The organism is Paenibacillus sp. FSL M8-0212, from assembly GCF_038004645.1.
GTDB lineage: Bacteria > Bacillota > Bacilli > Paenibacillales > Paenibacillaceae > Paenibacillus.
The window spans coordinates 5,680,512-5,698,720 of the sequence record NZ_JBBORP010000001.1; the positions used below are offsets into that span (position 1 = coordinate 5,680,512).

At 43.0% G+C, this 18,209-nt stretch carries 16 protein-coding genes; 1 reads left to right on the plus strand and 15 read right to left on the minus strand.

The genetic code is table 11. The features are described 5' to 3' along the window. Position 1: 1 nt before the first annotated feature. Both MKX68_RS24980 and MKX68_RS24985 read right to left on the minus strand, forming a co-directional pair. Positions 2-1,819: a sensor histidine kinase gene (locus MKX68_RS24980; RefSeq protein ID WP_340914441.1), complete on the minus strand. Its 1,818-nt coding sequence runs from the start codon at positions 1,817-1,819 to the stop codon at positions 2-4. 97 nt (positions 1,820-1,916) lie between these two features. Then, entirely contained in the window at positions 1,917-3,569 is a 1,653-nt protein-coding gene (locus tag MKX68_RS24985) for an extracellular solute-binding protein (RefSeq protein ID WP_340914442.1), read from the minus strand. Positions 3,570-3,768: 199 nt separating this feature from the next. On the opposite strand from MKX68_RS24985, the gene MKX68_RS28735 reads away from it, so the two are divergent. Next, complete coding sequence (locus tag MKX68_RS28735; RefSeq protein ID WP_445671089.1) at positions 3,769-4,068, plus strand: GlsB/YeaQ/YmgE family stress response membrane protein; 300 nt, start codon at positions 3,769-3,771, stop codon at positions 4,066-4,068. 143 nt (positions 4,069-4,211) lie between these two features. Here the strand turns inward: MKX68_RS28735 and MKX68_RS24995 are convergent, their stop codons facing one another. From MKX68_RS24995 to MKX68_RS25055, 13 genes are all read right to left on the minus strand, one after another. Continuing rightward, positions 4,212-4,631 (minus strand): ester cyclase, encoded by a 420-nt coding sequence (locus MKX68_RS24995; protein ID WP_338587014.1) that lies wholly within the window; start codon positions 4,629-4,631, stop codon positions 4,212-4,214. A gap of 659 nt (positions 4,632-5,290) precedes the next feature. Then, complete coding sequence (locus tag MKX68_RS25000) at positions 5,291-6,124, minus strand: SPL family radical SAM protein (RefSeq protein ID WP_340914444.1); 834 nt, start codon at positions 6,122-6,124, stop codon at positions 5,291-5,293. Positions 6,125-6,386: 262 nt separating this feature from the next. Next, positions 6,387-7,514 carry a Ger(x)C family spore germination protein gene (locus MKX68_RS25005; protein WP_340914445.1) on the minus strand — a complete coding sequence of 376 codons (1,128 nt, stop codon included), beginning with the start codon at positions 7,512-7,514 and terminating at the stop codon, positions 6,387-6,389. After that, the gene (locus MKX68_RS25010; RefSeq protein ID WP_340914446.1) at positions 7,511-8,605 is read right to left on the minus strand and encodes a GerAB/ArcD/ProY family transporter; all 1,095 of its coding nucleotides are present in this window, start codon (positions 8,603-8,605) and stop codon (positions 7,511-7,513) included. Before MKX68_RS25010 ends, MKX68_RS25005 begins: the two co-directional genes overlap by 4 nt. A gap of 3 nt (positions 8,606-8,608) precedes the next feature. Then, positions 8,609-10,102: a spore germination protein gene (locus MKX68_RS25015; protein WP_340914447.1), complete on the minus strand. Its 1,494-nt coding sequence runs from the start codon at positions 10,100-10,102 to the stop codon at positions 8,609-8,611. A gap of 460 nt (positions 10,103-10,562) precedes the next feature. Beyond that, the gene (locus MKX68_RS25020; protein ID WP_338587008.1) at positions 10,563-11,849 is read right to left on the minus strand and encodes a diguanylate cyclase domain-containing protein; all 1,287 of its coding nucleotides are present in this window, start codon (positions 11,847-11,849) and stop codon (positions 10,563-10,565) included. 329 nt (positions 11,850-12,178) lie between these two features. Next, positions 12,179-12,832: a GntR family transcriptional regulator gene (locus tag MKX68_RS25025; RefSeq protein ID WP_047844352.1), complete on the minus strand. Its 654-nt coding sequence runs from the start codon at positions 12,830-12,832 to the stop codon at positions 12,179-12,181. Between the two features lie 156 nt (positions 12,833-12,988). After that, positions 12,989-13,993, minus strand: coding sequence for a tyrosine-protein phosphatase (locus tag MKX68_RS25030; protein ID WP_340914448.1), 1,005 nt, complete (start codon positions 13,991-13,993; stop codon positions 12,989-12,991). Between the two features lie 47 nt (positions 13,994-14,040). Beyond that, complete coding sequence (gene phnE / locus MKX68_RS25035; protein WP_338587005.1) at positions 14,041-14,880, minus strand: phosphonate ABC transporter, permease protein PhnE; 840 nt, start codon at positions 14,878-14,880, stop codon at positions 14,041-14,043. Then, positions 14,877-15,668 (minus strand): phosphonate ABC transporter, permease protein PhnE, encoded by a 792-nt coding sequence (gene phnE / locus MKX68_RS25040; protein ID WP_338587004.1) that lies wholly within the window; start codon positions 15,666-15,668, stop codon positions 14,877-14,879. The genes phnE (MKX68_RS25035) and phnE (MKX68_RS25040) overlap by 4 nt, the downstream gene beginning before the upstream one ends. A 1-nt stretch (position 15,669) precedes the next feature. After that, positions 15,670-16,437 (minus strand): phosphonate ABC transporter ATP-binding protein, encoded by a 768-nt coding sequence (phnC, locus tag MKX68_RS25045; RefSeq protein ID WP_339783571.1) that lies wholly within the window; start codon positions 16,435-16,437, stop codon positions 15,670-15,672. A 30-nt stretch (positions 16,438-16,467) separates the two neighbouring features. Then, positions 16,468-17,382: a phosphate/phosphite/phosphonate ABC transporter substrate-binding protein gene (locus MKX68_RS25050; RefSeq protein ID WP_340914449.1), complete on the minus strand. Its 915-nt coding sequence runs from the start codon at positions 17,380-17,382 to the stop codon at positions 16,468-16,470. Between the two features lie 457 nt (positions 17,383-17,839). After that, positions 17,840-18,208, minus strand: coding sequence for a hypothetical protein (locus MKX68_RS25055; protein WP_340914450.1), 369 nt, complete (start codon positions 18,206-18,208; stop codon positions 17,840-17,842). Between the last annotated feature and the right edge of the window lies 1 nt (position 18,209).

The following is an 18,209-nucleotide window of genomic DNA, read 5'->3' on the forward strand; positions in this document are numbered from 1 at the left end:
TCTACCACCCTCCAAGATTTACATCTTCCCAAGGCAAGCGTATCGTTACGCAGGTATATGCACCTTGCACACTATCAATCCAAAGACCGCAATTCTTGCCATAATGAAGCTGCAATCGCTTATTCACGTTTTCCAAACCAAGTCCGCTCCTGCTAGTAACCATCGGTGTATCCGATTCGCTCCGCAGTACTGCCTGAAGACGGTGTAACATCTCAGGTTCTAACCCCTTTCCGTCATCTCTTATGTTAATGAAAAGCAAACTGTCATTCTCCACAGAAAAGGTAATCTCTATAGTTACCCTGCCGCCTGAAGGTGCCCCGTGATGAACTGCATTTTCAACGATGGGCTGCATACACATCTTGGGAATGGCATAACGAAGGATCTCCTGAGGAAGATCCGCCGTCATAACGATACTACCGCCTTCCATAAAGTTGATAAATTCAATATAACTTTGGATATTGGCAAGCTCCTCACGAAAAGCAACGGTATCGCTATGCCACTGCATGCTGTAACGTAGCTGGGAGCCCAACGACACCAATGAATTGGCTATAGCAGGCTGCCTCTGTACCTCTGCCACCATACGGATCGATTCCAGGGCGTTATATAAAAAATGAGAATTAATCTGCGAATGGAGGGAGTGCAACTGTGCGTTTTTGGCAATTAACTGCTTATCCACGACCTGTGTCATTAAACGTTTGACCTCATGTAACATTTTATTGTAATTCACCGCCACCTCATCGATTTCATCCCCTCTTTCGTTCTCATCAAGGCCTGTATCAATCATTGCATCCAGCTCGCCTTTCCGTACCTGACGCATGGATACCAATACGCTGTCCAGCCGCCGGAAAATACGCCGCGTCGTTTGGGATACGAGTAGCATAATCAGCAGCAATACACATAATGTAATCGTTACCACAAATGCATACCAACTGCGCGGCCCCTTCATCAATGCCTGATGGGAAGCAATATCAACCACATAAGTGTTCAACGGAGCGATGTATCGATACAATGCATAGAAGCTCTGATCTCCCACCTTAACCTGAAGTGGGCTTTCCTGCGGCAATATATCCAGCTGGCCATGAATACTGCCAAGGATCTCCTCCATCCCCTGCCCGTATTTCTCAGAAAACTCATGCTGGGGATTGTAAACATACTGGGGAGGATCGCTTGCGTTCATCAACACCGAAAAGAAGTCCCCCTTGCTCTCCTGGAGCAGGTCGCTGAAAAACATGCTGTGCGGGACTCGCACTTCCATAATACTAGGGCGTTTTTGTTCCTGCCCTTGAAGGCGAACCAGACGATAGTAGGATAAAGTGTGTTCACCATCCCTAAAAGAAAATAAACGGTAAGCCGCACCACCTTCGTCCCGAAGCTTTACCCAATAATCCTGCGGCCAAAATTTCTTATAATGATAGATTTCAGGCCAGATTTCATACAAGTTTGGGTTATCGACGTAAAAGCTAAGCTCACTGATCATCGCATTGCTTTGAATGATATTAAGCATTTGCTCAAACTGGTTTTGCTTAAACTTCACCAGACGTAGTCCATCCACAAGCATATTGGAATGAATAAAATCCACAAATGATTTCTGAGTGAGGGCTGTATTGGAAGCGTTCTCAATCATATCCATTCTTCTGCGCAATTGTTCATTCAGCCATGAAACGTGGCTGTTGCCCGTTGCCATAGCGTCCTTATATAGCTGGGTTTCTTGCATGCGGATATACACAAAGGATATCAAAATAACAGGTATGGCAATCATCAGGCTAAATGCCAGAAACAGCTTTTGGGATATACGGGCATTGCGATAAAGCTTCCTCAATCTCGTTAGCAGGTATTTCATTCTGATGTATTCACCACCTTTGTTATCATATACCATATATCACCAGTTAGCTGATAGTTAACAATGTAGGGAATGTTTACCTGGCTATCTTGGCTTTCCGCAGTTCCAGTTCAGCCTGGCGATATTCCATCACCTGGTTAAAGCCGTAGTTCACACGACGTATCAGAAAATTCTCAAAAATTTTGTCAAAGGCAGTTTCATCCTTCGCTGTAATCAGTTCTGGTAGCACTTCTTCCCAATTCTGAGAAATACGTGACCAGGCTAACGCAATATCGGAATCCCCTACAGGATCTAGTCCCTTATAGATGCCGCTGTCCAGATCGGCCTGTTGGTTGGCGAACTCCTCCATTTGCTTAATGGATGGAGCATTCTCAGGTCTCCACTTGTTAACGAAAGCAGGGTTTCGCAGCATCCAGTAGGTATCCATAATGCCATATTCCTTTTCCAGCCGATCCCTATCCGTGTCATGCAACTGAACCATTGCTTCCGTCAACTGCGGTTTGCCGTTCTTCATCGCCCAGGTTTCACCTTCTTTGCCCAAAAATAAATCCCTCTGGCCTTCTTCGCTGGCCAGATAGGTCAAAAATCGGATGGCCCGTTCAGGGTTTTCCGTGGATCTGCTAATCATCGTAACCATCCAGCCATCCATGCTGCCGGGAAACAGTTTAGCGGATTCTCCCCTGCTGCTCCGGGGTCCATCTACAGCAGTATAGTATGAACTCTGATTCGTAAGGACTTCCAATTTCGAATTAAGGTCCGATATGTCTGTCCATTCCCGAATCATCATAAAATATTGGGCATGGTTGGTTTTTTCCTGCACCTGTGCACTGGAGTCGACCAGAAAATCAACATTAATCAGGCCGTGCTCGTAAGCGGTACGAAATGTTTTCAGCCACTCGATATAATCGGGATCTGTCATTCGGTCGTATACTTTACCATTCTGTTCATGGGGGACCGCAAGCAGATTTTGCAAATATTCGGTCATCCCATAGGATGCATTCCCCTGTGCCCAAAACGGACTGATCAGCTGGCCTTTATAAACAGAAAATTGATTCTGCAGCAATTGCAATGTATTTAGAAAACCTTTCGGTGTGGTAAGGTCCGGTTTGCCCATCGACTCATACAGATCTTTACGTACGAGAAAGGTTTGGTTCGCTCCCGTCAAGCCGGTTGAACGCATCTGTTCGGGACTGTACGCATCATTGGGAATGACATAGGTATGGCCGTCTTCCTGACGATACCATTGTAGTGCACCATCACCTGCTACCTTGTAAAAGTAAGGATCATACTGGTTGGCTAGCTCATCCAGGGCATAGATGTTATTACTCTCCCGAAGTTTGTTAACCGCACTCTCCCAGGAGCCGATGGTTATCAAATCCGGCAGACTACCGGTCGTCAACATCCGTGATAAGAACTCGCTTGGTTCACCAGTGGATACTTCAAATTCGATATTGACTCCTGTTTTTTGGGTGACATATTTGGAAGTCAGGCTCTCACCCCAAGTGTGCCCGTACCATTCGGCTCCAACGAACCACGTTAGATTCACAGGGGTGGTATCCAGCTTCCATGCCGGTTCTTCCAGATTCAGATTAAGGCTCTGTATCTGCTCCGTGAAGTCAGCCTTTGTCAAAGCACCCTTATCTTCCGATTGCTCTGACTCAGAACAAGCAGTCAAGCCTGACATCAGACACATCATCAACAAGGCTAAAATAAAAGGACTTCGAAACATGAACACCTAAGCGCCTCCTTCCTATACTGTCGAACTCCAATCCCCATCTGTATCAGCATTCATACAAGTGGTGGTACAACCGATTTTACTACCATTGGATTAAAATGGAAATGGTTTAGTGGTCGATTCTCAGATGATCCGCAACATTCCCCCTAACGAAACATAACTTGTAATAAATCAATGGAAGGGAGACCAATTCGTGTATTTAATCTGGATACTTATTGTCGGTGGGTTAATTGGCTGGTTAAGTGGAAATCTGATTGGACGGGACGTGCCGGGAGGCGTACTTGGCAATATCATTGCTGGCTTTGTTGGATCGTGGTTAGGATTTCCCTTACATATTCAGAGCACTCTTGGACCAAGTTATGTAACTTATTCAAGTCTACACATCAATAATAATATTCACTCTATAATTATACCTGACTTGAAAAGTATGTCTCATATCCAAACTCCATGTTGTAGCTTAGAATGTGATGAATCTTCACCGTGCCGGGGTTGATATTCTTGTAGGGACGGTAGATTATATATTCCTAATTGTAAATCACTAAGAAGAGGGATTGCAAAATGCAGTCCCTCTTCGACTTTAATCTAATTATCCAACTCTTAATTTTTTGGAACGATGCCCAGATCGAGGAGATGTAATTATGCTTTTGGAATTGCCCCTATTTGTTGAAGCAAGCCGAGCATATCCGGCTGACCATACTCTTCAATAATTTGGCCATTAGAGATCCGATAAAAATTCATTGCATTTACTTCGATTTTTTTGCTCGTTGGTGGAAACCCGAGAAACTCTCCGTCTTGTGTGCCCTTCATGACAAAATGAGCTGCTATTAGATCCTCTTCTGCTACCAGTTCCTTAACAGTCCATTGTATATCGGAAAAACCAGATCTCATCATATGAATTATGGAGAGATAACCACTTGGACCATTCATTGGTTCTTTTTGCATAGGTACATAAAAAACAGCATCTGGAGAAATCAATTCTTCAGCAAGTTCCTTGCTTGCCGTATTAATGAAGTTCGTGAAACGATGCATCAATTGTTTGTTTTCTGTAATCGTCATATTTAAACCCCTTTCTATTTTCGTGAGCATATGCCTTCACTTAAATTGTATCTCTACTTTAGATAATTGGTAAGTAGGCACCTTAATGTTGCATAGGAACCTTTTTGTAACTATTATTTTTATCTTTAGCTTGCAGAGAAGTTATCATTCGTCTCAACAATGTCATTGAATATAACGATCTTACCGTTTGCAGTGTTACTTTCCATTAAAAGATGTGCCTTTCCAATCTCCTCGAGTGTAAAGACTATCCCTGACATGCAACATATCCCTCGTTCTGAGATGAATCGCAAGGACTCCTTTACAGTCGTTGCACTAACCAACTCTAGAACCTTGTTTACCCCATTTGGAGCAATAGCATACACCTGTTCTCTCAAATGCTCATTATCGAGCAGTGCATAGTCTGCTCCAGCATACTAGAGATCTGCATATTCAGCATAACTTCCGTCAAATGCACGGCCTAACCCTCCCATTAATGAAGCGACGGTTGTTCCCTAGCATAGACCATGTATTTTCATCTTCAAGTTAAGTCATTGAAGGACTCGTGCATCCTCCATTGATTCGTAAGAGAAAGTTGATCTTCGAACACGAGTTTCTGCAATATTTCTATTGCATAAAGAAAAAACGGACAAGATCCTCATTAAATGAATGGCTAGTTAAAATCAAAATGGATATGCGCTGTTTTTAGATACATGAATTATTTCAGATGGGAACCTTGCCTTAAAATATTTTTCTACTTTCAGATGAATGCTTTTCTCGTACCATTTGTCCCAGCCGTTCGCCTCAAAGAATTGTGGCATCCCTAAACGCTCAGATCTCATCCCCATTTGACCATCACCAATCAATAGCGTATCAATCCAAATTCGATCAGTTATGCCCTGTATCATGTTAGCGAAATTAGGTGAAAAAGGTAGCACAGGGGAAATAGATACTTGTGTATGTATCCCTGCATCCTTTATCTTTTTCAAGGCTTTAACTCTTAAATTTATTCCAGGAGCATAGGGCGAAAAAATGCGTTTCACGTCTTCGCGATCTGTCTCGATTGTCATTGAAACCATAATTCTACATTTTTCCTTTAATTTCAGTAGTATATCAAGGTCTCTGGCAACCAACGGGCTTCTAGTTTGAATTTGAAGTGAATCTGGTGGGTTTTTATCCATTTCTTCCAGTAGGCTTCTTGTAATATTTGCCCTCTGCTCTACAGGTTGATAAGGATCTGTGGCTGATGACATGAATATACTTATGGGTTTGTTTTTACGTCGTAGAAGAGAGATTTCCTTTAGATAGTTTTCTGCTGCATTTTTCTTGACATCCACCCACGATCCCCAAGGAATATCCTTAAACTTTTGAATAGGTATTTCTCTGACGTAACAGTATTCGCAAGCAAATGCACAACCCGTATAGGGATTTAGTGAATGAGTAAAACCAATATCTAGATAACCTTTTACTTCACTTAATATTTTCTTAGACACAATGTCTCTGATTTCAATTGGCATGACGCTACCATCCCCTCAATTACTTTCGTCTAATCTCCAACTTAATCGGTTAATTGAACGATTACACTATGCATATCTTCTACAAAATTTCATCTTAAAATTTCTCATGCTACTTGAAAAGTAGGCACCTTTTTATTAGATAGGAACCAGAATGTAACTATTGGGTGTTAACAACAAAACAACCGTTTCAAGAACGGTTGTTTTGTGTCATGAAAGATTAAACTAGTGTTCTAGTCCCAAATTTTAATGTCCGGATACTCGATTACTCTACTGCTCCAGTGGAGCCGATTCGAAGATCAACTTCCACATCAAAATGTGCTCGGGATAGTTCTTTCCCCCAGTCGGCCTGTGCTTCCTTGTATAAGGGATACTGATATGCCCTGGCATAAAAACCATACCCGAAAGGATCGATATTATAATTTTGGCACTTTTTAATAAGCGCCTCCATGTTTTTTTTCATTTCCTTGCTTAATTTATTTGCCATTTCCTCGGAATTTTCCAGAAGTTCAAATTCAAGAAACTTTTCAGTTATGCTGACGATTGACTTCACTTTAATGTTGAATTGAAATCTGCCATTTTCATAAGAGGATTTCGTTTTTACCGAAATGTCACCTAAAGAAAAACTCACTTTGTCGATGTTAAATGGCATGGTTTGTTGTAAATCATCAACAGAAAAAGTGAGACTGACCCCTGGTTTAGCTTCATTTTTCAGAATGTGAAGAAGTGACGTCTCCTGATAGGTCAGCGAAGTTCTGTACTCCCCTTTTCGGGATAAAAGAGTTGTTCCTTTTAGCATGATTTTATTATTTTCGATCTTGATTTCCGAGATGGAAGGCGTCATCGCTCGATCATACAATTGTCTATGTAGCTCCTGCGCGGTTGTTTTTACAGTAGCTGAACTTCTGCTTCCTGAATCGACAATCGCTTTTATAAATAAAGGTAACGGTGGTTGATCTTTGGCTTGAAAATTAAAAATATCCTCCATAGGACCGTCAAAAGCAATGATGCGGTCGGTAATCGTATTGCGAGGATCGCGAAACATGACATCAAGTACTTTAAACCAATCCTTATATTGAAGCAATTGTTTCCCTACAATGATGACTTGAAAATTACGTCCCGCAAGCGAACCGGGAAATTGGGCATCCTGCTGATTTCTCGACTGTCTTAAACCTTCTGCTGTTCCTCCCCCTTCACGGCTTTTCTTTTGAATGTCTTTACTGAATACAGGGGCAGATATATAATAATGGAGCTTTTTATCTTTGACATCCAACCCAAGAGCCAAAGGAACCGTTGCATCTTCCAAATTGGTTTTGTCACTGGCGCAACCTGCGAGCGCAACCAATAAAATGCAGGAAACAACCGAGATAATGAATTTTCCGACCCATCTCATGTGCGTTGCCCCCCACCCATCTTTTTGCGGATCGCTACATATAGAAGAATACCCGCAGGCAGAGCAAACTCCATCATAAAACCAATATAATTGAGTGCGTAGTTTATTTGAGTAGATTTGATAAAGCTGGGCCGATAGAGGAGAAAGCTAATTTCAATGACAATACACCACACGGCAAGGTGGTATCTTTCCTGACCTTTTCCTACCAGCGACGCGGAGCATCTCGAGACAATATACATGGAGGGAATCCATATGCAAGAAAACACGAACAGATAAAATGCGATGAATACCACTTCCACCCGCTCAATAAACTGAAATTCAACGGACTTCATAATGCTAATCACGGGGTCGTTATACTCCCCGATCTCATCAGGACTAAAGTACACGTAACAAATCAGGGTGATTCCCAAGTAAACGATGCAAGTAAGCGTGTTGGAGATGATCATGGCAGGTAATGCTTTTTCTTTGTTGACTAGTTGGGGATAGAGAAACAAAACCAGGCCGATGCCAAGCATCGGATAGATCATAAATTTTACGGATGAAAGAATCGGAAGCCATCCCTCTTTTAAGATGGGCAGTAAATAAAGCCAATGGGCATTACTCAGTGTAGATATATAAATGAACGGAATCCATATGGAGAGCATGGTGATTATTTCGCTGTACCGCCCGATCGCCTGAAAACCATGTTGCGCAATCTGGAATGTGGGGATGAGCAGCAGCAGAACTAGAATATAGATATACGTGCTTGGCAATAACCATAATTTAATAACGAGTGAAGCGATCATGTAACCGTCATATGCCAGAAGCAAATAATAGATCATAAATATAAAAGCAGCTACTTTTGCTGCCCACACGCCAGTATAACGCTGAATCAATTCGAGTATTGAACTGTCTGGACTATGTTTCATCAGCTTGACAATTACTACAGAGGATATCGTGGCCAGCCCCCAGCCTAAGAAAATGACCATCCAGCCATCTGTTCCCGCATGCCTCGCCAGCTCTCTGGGAATAGACAAAAAAGCAACACTGATTTGGAAAGAAGAAATAATAAGAATGAATTGAAGCATCGTTACCGGGCGTAATGACTTCATGGTTTATTTCTTCTCCTTCCATCCTCTGCTTTTTCCCTGCCTTATCGACTGGCGGGATTTCGTGCTTACAGGGCGGTTGTTCATCATCCACAAAGGCACCCGCAGTAAGGTATCCTTCCAATCCATGGCCCGAAATGGTGCTATAGGTGTGCTATAGGAATTACCGAGCGAGTTTAATGTTATTAGCCGGATGATGAAGCTCATCATGCCAATGACAAGTCCTACAAATCCGAACCAGCTAGCTAGTATCATCATCATGAACCGCATAATTCGTACAGCTGCCATCATGTCTTGATTGGGAATAATAAAAGATGAAATAGCTGTAAAAGCCACCACGATAACCATTACATTGCTGATTAATCCTGCCTGCACAACTGCCTGTCCAATGACAATACCACCAACGATTCCTACGGTTTGTCCTACTGGAGCTGGAAGACGAACTCCCGCTTCCCTTAACATCTCAAGTGTAATTTCCATAATGATCGCTTCAACAAATGGTGGGAATGGAACTTGCCCCCTTGACTCACCAAGCGTTAATAACAGCTTCAATGGTATAATCTCAAAATGAAACGAAATGACGGCTATAAAAAATCCAGGCAAAAAAATAGCGATGAAAAAGGCAAAAATGCGCAATATTCTGAGGAATGACGATATGGACCATCGGGAACTGTAATCATCAACCGTTTGAAAAAAAGACATGAACGTAGCCGGCGCAACCAGAACACTTGGCGAACCATCCACTACAATGACACAACGCCCCTGCAGTATTTGAGAAGCAGCCGTATCCGGTCTCTCTGTCGTAATCATTTGGGGAAGCAACGCAAGCGGTTGGTCCTCAATAAATTCAGCCAATTCTCCGGTGTTAATGATGGCATCCACGTCAATGGATTGAATCCGTTCTTCCAGCGCTTTAATGATGTCTGGTTGGGTCACATCTTCCAAATAAAGCAAAGATACTGGCGTTTGTCCCCGCTGCCCAACAATATACCGCTTCACCTTTAACTCTTTGTCCGCAATATAACGACGGATCATGGCAATATTTTGAGAACCTGTCTCTATAAATCCTTGATGAGCCCCTTTTAGTGAGGGCTCCTGCTGAGGATCCTCAATAGCGCGTTGCGGGAATCCTTTTGTATCCAATGCGTATGCAGTACTTCTTCCTTCAATGAATAACACGCTGTAGCCGAGTATAATGGAAAGTCTCAGCTCTTCCCACGTGGAGTGAGGTTTGACATAACCCACAGTTGTAATGAAATCTCCGGAGGGATTTCCGGTTTCTAGTTGAAGCGGAGCAAGGACATTCTGATTAAGTGATGCTTTATCTGTCAATTCTTCCATATAGATTATGGCGGCTGGTTCCCCGGTCTGTTTTATACACAACTTTCGGATGATTAAGTCGGGAGTATTCGTAAAGATTTCTTCAATTCTACCCAAGGATTCGTTCAAACTTTTGGTGATATTCTCCTCTTTTGTATTCGTGGCAGATTGTTCATCCACTACTCTTACCTCCCTTCTTCCAGCAACATTTCCTTATTATGACGATTATTCTCCTTGATATACATCGCGGGTTGTTCATTCGAAAGGTATTTACGTGCAATCATCCCGTTTCCGAAAAACAGTTACATCATCATAGGAGTAAAGATATCGTCGTACTCCCTTCTATTCTGCACTTCTGCATTAATCATAAGTACACATACAAGAAAGCAGCCCGCGCGGGCTGCTCCTTAAAACTCTCTAAGAGTTCTGTATTTAGAAGTGCTTTTTCTTGCTGTTATGTTAACCTACCCGTCAGCTTAAAAAAATAGTTGAAGAAGATTCTTAGTAAATTGACTTTGTACTAATGGAGATATTTGTATTGTCATGTTGAATCCATATTATTAACCGCTGTTGTTAGATCATCGTCTTTTCGTAGTAGAGAATTTAAATACAACAAACAGCGCCATCACTTTCGATTGAATCAGCGCATTGACAAGTCACGGAATGAGTAGATGCGATATGTATTTTTGCCTTCCGCTTTGGCAAGATAAAGTGCTGCATCTGCTTTCTGAAGCAGTTCTTTTACTGAATCGTCTTCTTCGTAAAAGGCAATGCCGATGCTTGAAGTTGTATAGAGCTCCTTCCCACCGAGTATCCAAGGGAGCTGCAATGTTTCTAAGATGTTTTCCGCCAAAAGGCTGAGTTCTGAGGAGGATTTGACATGAGGAAGTACAAAGACGAATTCGTCACCACCCATTCTGGCCAGGACATCATGTTCTTGAAGACAAGCTCCTGCTCGCTTTACAAATTGCCGTAGCAATTCATCCCCCGCATCATGACCTAATGTATCATTGATCTGTTTAAAATTGTCTAAATCCGCAAACATGACGGCTAGCTGGCCAGTGCTTGTCGTTGCTGCACTCAAAGCATCGCTTAGCATTTTATTGAGATATCTCCGGTTAGGGGCACCAGTAAGTGCATCATGATAACTTAATTGTTCCAGTTGAACTTGGTACGTTTTCCGCTCTGTAATTTCTCTTCCCACGAGCATCATGTTTTTAAAATCACCGTCCTCATCGAACATCGGTGTTCCTTTCATCTCCAGCCATACAGGATAGCCCTGTTCATGCTGTCGCTTTATTTCGTAGGTAAAGGGCTTTCTCAAAAGTAACATACTCATAAATACTGTACGAAATTTATCGTCCACATCTCCATTTGGTTGGTAGAATACCCATTTACCTATATATTCTTTTGGATCGAAGCCAAGCACCATTTTATGAGAAGGAGAGGCATACTCCACAATGCCATCCAGGTTGATCAACTGGATCAGATCGAGGGAGTTATCGGCTAAGAGTCGATAGCGCTCTTCGCTTTCTTTCAAAGCCTTAAGCAGATGCCTGTACTCAGTAATGTTTTTAGCTACTCCAAAGATCCCGTTTACCTTACCTTCAAAAAACAAAGGAACTTGCTTAATTTGCAAATAAACAATTTCTCCATTTTTATGATGGGCTTCGGCAACATATTGACAGGATGCACCCTTTAAGACTTCCGAAAAATATTGGCTGATCAAATCAAGCTGATGTTGACAAAAGAGATCTTTGTAGGATGAACCCATGATTTCTTTCTTTTGAAATCCTAAACACTCTGTAACCCCTTCATTTACTTCTACGATCGTTCCTTCGTTCGAAACGATAAAAGTGGCATCTGGATTGTGATTTATAATTGATCTAAATGCCTCAATGGACTGCTCGCTCAAAAACTCTTTCATACTTCCCGATCAATCCTCCGCTAAAATGGCTAAATTTGTAGAATAACTATACAATATTTTAGCAAATTTTGTTTTCATTTAATATTACTAAAATTATCCAATCACACATCTTCTGCTGCTGCTGATCACTTCAATTACTCCAATAAAAAAAGCCGATCCATTAGGAAAGACTTTGGCTGTTATATGTACAAAATAATGGGTAATCGTGTGACGCTTTTAAAAAGATTGGCGTCCATACCGTCTGCCCCTACAAAATAAGCTGCCCGTTAAGGCAGCCGCTTTTTGGTTCATCATAATTGACGTTAGCACTCAACCCACTAACTTCAAAATTAAAATTGCCCTGTAACAAGCATGCGTTCTCTGGTTATAGGAATGAGGGATAACACAACCTCTTGAGCTGCCTTATAATCATTACTGGATAAAGCGTGCAGCGTATCCCGATTAATTCCAATCGCACTGTAGTGTTTGATATGCGGAGTTCGCTTGAAGCGGACGATGGAATACATGTAAAGTTTATCCCGAAAGGAGTCAAATGTGTTCAGCATTACACCATTGTTCAAGGATTCAACGATCTCCCGCATGAAAAGAAAATGATGTTCGGTGTATAAGGCATAGTCATTCCTTTTCTCGGCGGTCCGCTGGACCTCAACATGAGCTGCAAGTGATTCAAGATTTAAGTAGATCTCTCGGTTCGGGTTTTTCATCATTTCGAAAGAGTAAAAAAGCATGGATTGAATCTGTTCAATCAGATCAAGAAATTCCTTACCCCCTACATCCTTGACCAATACACCACGATTTTTGAGAGAAGTCACATAACCTTCTGATTCAAGGCGAGCAATGGCATGACGGATTGGTGTACGGCTCATCTGATACTCCTCCGCCAATTCGTTCTCTGAAAGCAGGGTTTCGGGCATTAATTCACCGCAAACCATTCGCTCACGAAGCATCATGTATGCTGTATCGACAAGCGATATTTTGTTCATATCATAATCCCTTTCTCTCATTGATGAGGACTTCATTTGAATTTTAATGAGATCTACACATTTCATCCTATATTACCAGTCTTAGGAGAAGTTACGCAACCAGACCAAGACAAGAAGGAGTCCAACACTGTATCCCAGTTTCTGGACTCCATTTTTTTAAACCAGATATTTGTTTTGAAGAGCTGTCCTTTGCTCGGCACTAATGCCCAGTCCCTCTTTAAGATACTGATCAAAAGAACCGTAGTTCTCTTCGATTGCTTCAAGTGCCGATTGGATAAAGGCCGCTTTCATCATTTCCGGAATCGCTCCCTTAAATTCAGGCATTTGATCCATGTATTTTTGATAACCCTTGTTGCTTCCGGAGAGGAAGCGCTGCATGAGTCCCTCCACTGCGAGATTCGTCAGTTCATAATCTTCAATAACTACATTTTGCGGCACACCCAAGGTGAGAAGGATCACTGCACATACGACTCCGGTCCGGTCTTTGCCGGCTGCACAATGGAACAAGGAGGTATCCTGCTCTTCTTTTAATAGTTCATTTAGGATAAGTGCACATTTGTCCGTATTTAAGATCATGGCTTTGTAGCCTGCATGCAGATCATGTCCGATCTTCTGCATTTCTTCAGGACTTGCTTCCGCCATAAAGGGAATATTCGTGTTGATCGCATGGCCAATGGCTGGGCTTGGACGGCTAGCTACTTCAAAATCACTGCGCAGATCACAAATCCAGTCAATACCGAGTGCAGTGGCCGTATGCAGGTCCTGCTCACTAAGCTCATGCAGATCAGCAGACCGCAGCAGCATTCCCCATCGAGTCGTGCGACCATCTTCTGTGAGATAACCGCCCATATCACGGAAATTAATTACTCCATCGGTGTAAATCATGCGATCGTTAATGGTTGATATCGACCCATTCGTGAACTTCACATGATAATAATTTCGGCCTGGAGACACCGTTCTCGTAAATACTGCTCCTGCCGGGTCGATTTGTACATCAAGCAGTGTGCTGTTGGATTCAATCAATTCCGGTAGAACAGAGTGGTAAACTGCCTCCGCCTCTATGTTCTCTTCCATATTCCAGGCTAACGTAATCCCGTTATTATCGTTATACCTAGCCTGTACCAGAGGGCCTTGTTTCAAAAGTGAATTAGATGTTGACATTGATATTCCTCCTCAAAGTGATATTCATCGTTATGAATATGAATGAATTAGTTTTGACGTGTTTTTAGCTTCATTTTGTATCGGTTTGCCACGAACTCCACGCTGAATACCATGACGAAAACGACCAATCCGACAAACAAAGCAGCCGCAAAGTTATAGGATTTCATGGCATGAGTCATCTCATATCCAATACCTCCCGCGCCAACCGCACCGAGAATAGTGGATTCGGCAATACCGCCTTCCAGCTGGAGCACGCACCAGGCAATAAAGGCTGTCTTCACGGTAGGCAAAATACCTTGCATGACAATCTGCAGCCAGCTGGCACCCGTAGACTGCATCGCTTCGAGTACCCCCTTGTCGATTTCCTCCAGTGACTGGGCAAATACTTTGACAAGCATGCCTGCGGCAGAGACAGCAATCGCAAGCACTCCGGGAAGCGGTCCAAGACCAACAGACACGATAAAGATAAGGGCCCACACGATTGTGGGAATCGCACGAAGCAAGGAAGCGGCGCTTCGAATGATCCAAGCGACGAACCGATGAGGCGTCAAATTGCTTGCAGCCAAAAAGGAGAGAAAGAACGCTACGACGATACCCAGCACCGATCCAAGAATGGCAACTTGCAATGATTCTACAGCAGCGAGCAGGACATGGCGCCAGGCCGAGAAATCAGGTGGAAACATGGTTCCCATGTAACCGCCGAGTTTCGTAAAGCCTTGGGCCATCTTAGAATAGTCGAACTGCAGCTGAACGAGACTGAACACAAAAAGCACAGCAATAAGCGGCAGTCCGATCACGAACAGCTTGTTTCTTTTTGGCTTGGGTGGCTCTGGTATGGAAGTATACAGCGTAAAAGATGGCTTCGCTTCGTTCATTCGCATACTCATATGATTCGCTCCCTTACGCGATTGGTGATCATTTCCACAACAAGAACGATAACGAGCACAAGCAACACGGCCATGCTGGCTTCCTGATACTGAAATAACTTCAATTTGGATTGTAAAATAAATCCGAGACCACCGCCTCCAACCATCCCTACAATTGTAGAAGCGCGTACGTTGATTTCGAAGTTGTACAAGCTCCAACCGATAAACCCGGGTAAGAATTGTGGAAACACGGCTTGGGACAACACTTGTAAATAACTCCCGCCAGCAGCTCGAACCGCTTCTACCTGTCCCATGTCAATTTCTTCAAGCACCTCGGCAAAGGAACGAGTCAACATACCAATTGAGATCAGGATCAGCGACATCGTACCGACTACAGCCCCCAGTCCAAACGCTGCAACAAGCAGAATCGTCCAGATAATTACCGGAATGTTACGAAACAGCGATGTAGCCGCACGAACAAATACCTGAAGGTAAGGGTGAGGGCTTGTCGTGGCCGCGGCTAAAAAGGATAACATCCCTGCTACAACCGACCCGATGACCATCGCCACCACACTCATATAAAGGGTCTGCATGGCAGGTTCAATGAGCTGGGAAAGTGAAGATAAATCAGGTGGAAGAAAATCAAAAAAGATAAATCGGAAGCTCTCTCCTACCCCTGCCAACAAAGCTCCAAATGAAAACTCTGCGCCGATGGAAGACCAGATAATGAGAGCCAACAGCACGATAAAAAACAATATCGTCTGTGTACGTTTCATTTTTCGGGCAGATTGTAACTGAGCCGCATTCATGTCAGGCTGTCTCCTTCACTTTGGGATTGGTCTGGTTGTAAATGAGACGGATCATATCTTCCGTCAGTTCATCCGGTGTCCCATCAAACACCTTGGACCCTTTATGGATACCGATGATTCGGGTTGCGTATTTCTTCGCGATATCTACCTGATGCAGATTGCACAGGCAGGCAATGCCTTCCTCTTTGCAGATCGTATATAAATAATGCATAATCGTCTCAGAGGAAGCAGGGTCGAGACTGGCTATGGGTTCATCTGCTAATATCAGGTCCGGCTTTTGAGAAAGTGCACGTGCAATACCCACTCTCTGCTGCTGACCTCCACTGAGTTCATCTGCCCTCTTATACATCTGCTCATGTAAACCAACACGATGAAGCATAAGCTTGGCGGCTTCTGTATCTGCTTTTGAGTAAAGACCCAGTGCCCCTTTCAGCGGATTCATGTAGCCTAATCGTCCATGCAGCACGTTATTAAGAACGGACACGCGGGTGACCAGGTTATACCCCTGAAAGATCATGCCCATATGGCGGCGAAGTTCACGGAGCTTTTTACCCTTGATGCCCATAGTTTCATTGCCTTTAAACTGAATCTTTCCGTTTGTCGGCTCGATCATTCGGTTCAGGCTGCGCAGCAATGTGCTTTTCCCGGCTCCGCTCGGTCCAATGACAACAACGAATTCTCCAGCATTAATTGTTAGGTTCAAGTTATCAAGTGCTTTTGTTCCGTCAGGATATACCTTGGACAACCCTTCCACCTGTAAAAGTGTCATTTTAATTCCTCCTCCTCGCAAGTTTGAATCCTACTTCTTCAGCAGTTCCTCAGGGGACATATCCAGTGCTTTGGCGACTTCCCGGATTGGATCAAAGTCACTGTCACTGCCTTCTACAAAACGGGCTGCGCCGACACTTTCCAGGAATTTAGGGTTTTTCGTATCGTAATCTAGCATAAGATCACGTAGCTGTGTAACCAATTCCTCTGGCAAATCTTGACGATAAAGCAGTGGAGCTCCACCGACGATCGGATCGGATTCGGCAATCACGCGGAAATCTTCCTCTTTAATAAGTCCTGATTCTGCCATCATCGGCACCATGAGACTTGACGTCCCAATCCCATCTGCATTACCGTTTGCCAGTGCAAGCAGTGATTTGTCATGTCCACCGGAGAACGCTACACTGCCGAAAAAGGAATCCAGTTCCTTATTGGAAAGACCAAGTTCTTTCATTAATGTGGCACGTGGGTACAGATTGCCTGATGTTGATGCCGGATCGGCAAACAAAAAGTCTTTTCCTTTAAGGTCTTCTACACTTTGATATGGGGAGTCGTTACGGACAAGGATTACCGTATTCGATTGTTGATCACTTTCGGAACGGACAAGCAGTTGGGCATTGGCTCTTTCCGTAGCGATGATGTAACCAAAAGGCCCGATCAGTCCAACTTCAATTTTGCCTGCACGCAGGGCTTCGATAACCATGTTATAATCTTCTGCTACAAAAATTTCCGCAGGAATGCCGGTTGCTTCAGTAATGTCTGTTGCAAGCTGTTCCTGAGAACGGTTCATCTCGCCCTCTTCGCTTGGCATAATACCGATTCGGATTACTTCTGGCATTCCGCCTTCACTGGAACTTGCTGATGCCCCGCATCCAGACAGGATGACAAGCATAAATACAAGCGAGAGGATCAAGCTTTGATAACCGTTACGTTTACTATTTTTCACAATGTATACCCTCCTGAAATTTGGTTGCTTCCATACCGGATTATCTGGTACACAAGTAGGATACAAGTTGAATGTAAGAAGAGTGATTTGGTGAATCACCGAATTTGTAAAACATTTATCGGACTATGTTTTGTCAATTTCGGCAATCGGTACAAGTTTTTCTCCTTGGCTCGGGACACGAAACTTGTATAGATAAACAAAAAAGCCGCTAATATAGCGACTTCAAAGGGAATATGTTCTTGCTCTTCGCCGACAGATTTTTATTTATTTTATTCTTTATTTTCATCTACAGACTTTTCAGAAACTCAACATATATTTTCTATGACATAGAGACAAAAAATACCGACCCTTCAACTTCAAAGGTCGGTTTACCCATTTGGGAGAAGAAAACAATGGTTTTAAATGCATTATATCCACCGGATGTGGTTATATACCTTATTCTGCTTGAACTCCATGTTCATGTGGGCAATTCAGTAATATCAACGTTCATATGTTCGGTTAGCATTAAGGTTACATCCACTTTCACTTTGCTCCATAATAATGTCATTTTATGAATGTAACCTCTCACCGAATAATCTACCGTTAAACTCAGTTCGGATCTCACTTCATCTATGATTTTAATATGATGTTCCTTTAGCCTTTGTTTCGATTTGTACATTTCTAAAGCAATTTTCTTTTGGGTACCGTCCAAGTAGTCAACATACACAGATTTCATCTTAAAGTTTGAAGCGTATATTTTATGCTTATCTTCCTCCAGAGCACTTAAAAGATAAGGGAGCTCTACCACCCTCTTCACGAGTGAAAGTTCCTCGAAAGTCTGTCGCACT

Bases quoted from the DNA above. Each gene is read 5' to 3' on its own strand.
- MKX68_RS24985 (WP_340914442.1), bottom strand. From the start codon at position 3,569: ATGTTTCGAAGTCCTTTTATTTTAGCCTTGTTGATGATGTGTCTGATG.
- MKX68_RS24995 (WP_338587014.1), bottom strand. From the start codon at position 4,631: ATGACGATTACAGAAAACAAACAATTGATGCATCGTTTCACGAACTTC.
- MKX68_RS25000 (WP_340914444.1), bottom strand. From the start codon at position 6,124: ATGCCAATTGAAATCAGAGACATTGTGTCTAAGAAAATATTAAGTGAA.
- MKX68_RS25005 (WP_340914445.1), bottom strand. From the start codon at position 7,514: ATGAGATGGGTCGGAAAATTCATTATCTCGGTTGTTTCCTGCATTTTA.
- MKX68_RS25010 (WP_340914446.1), bottom strand. From the start codon at position 8,605: ATGAAGTCATTACGCCCGGTAACGATGCTTCAATTCATTCTTATTATT.
- MKX68_RS25020 (WP_338587008.1), bottom strand. From the start codon at position 11,849: ATGAAAGAGTTTTTGAGCGAGCAGTCCATTGAGGCATTTAGATCAATT.
- MKX68_RS25025 (WP_047844352.1), bottom strand. From the start codon at position 12,832: ATGAACAAAATATCGCTTGTCGATACAGCATACATGATGCTTCGTGAG.
- MKX68_RS25030 (WP_340914448.1), bottom strand. From the start codon at position 13,993: ATGTCAACATCTAATTCACTTTTGAAACAAGGCCCTCTGGTACAGGCT.
- phnE (WP_338587005.1), bottom strand. From the start codon at position 14,880: ATGAGTATGCGAATGAACGAAGCGAAGCCATCTTTTACGCTGTATACT.
- phnE (WP_338587004.1), bottom strand. From the start codon at position 15,668: ATGAATGCGGCTCAGTTACAATCTGCCCGAAAAATGAAACGTACACAG.
- phnC (WP_339783571.1), bottom strand. From the start codon at position 16,437: ATGACACTTTTACAGGTGGAAGGGTTGTCCAAGGTATATCCTGACGGA.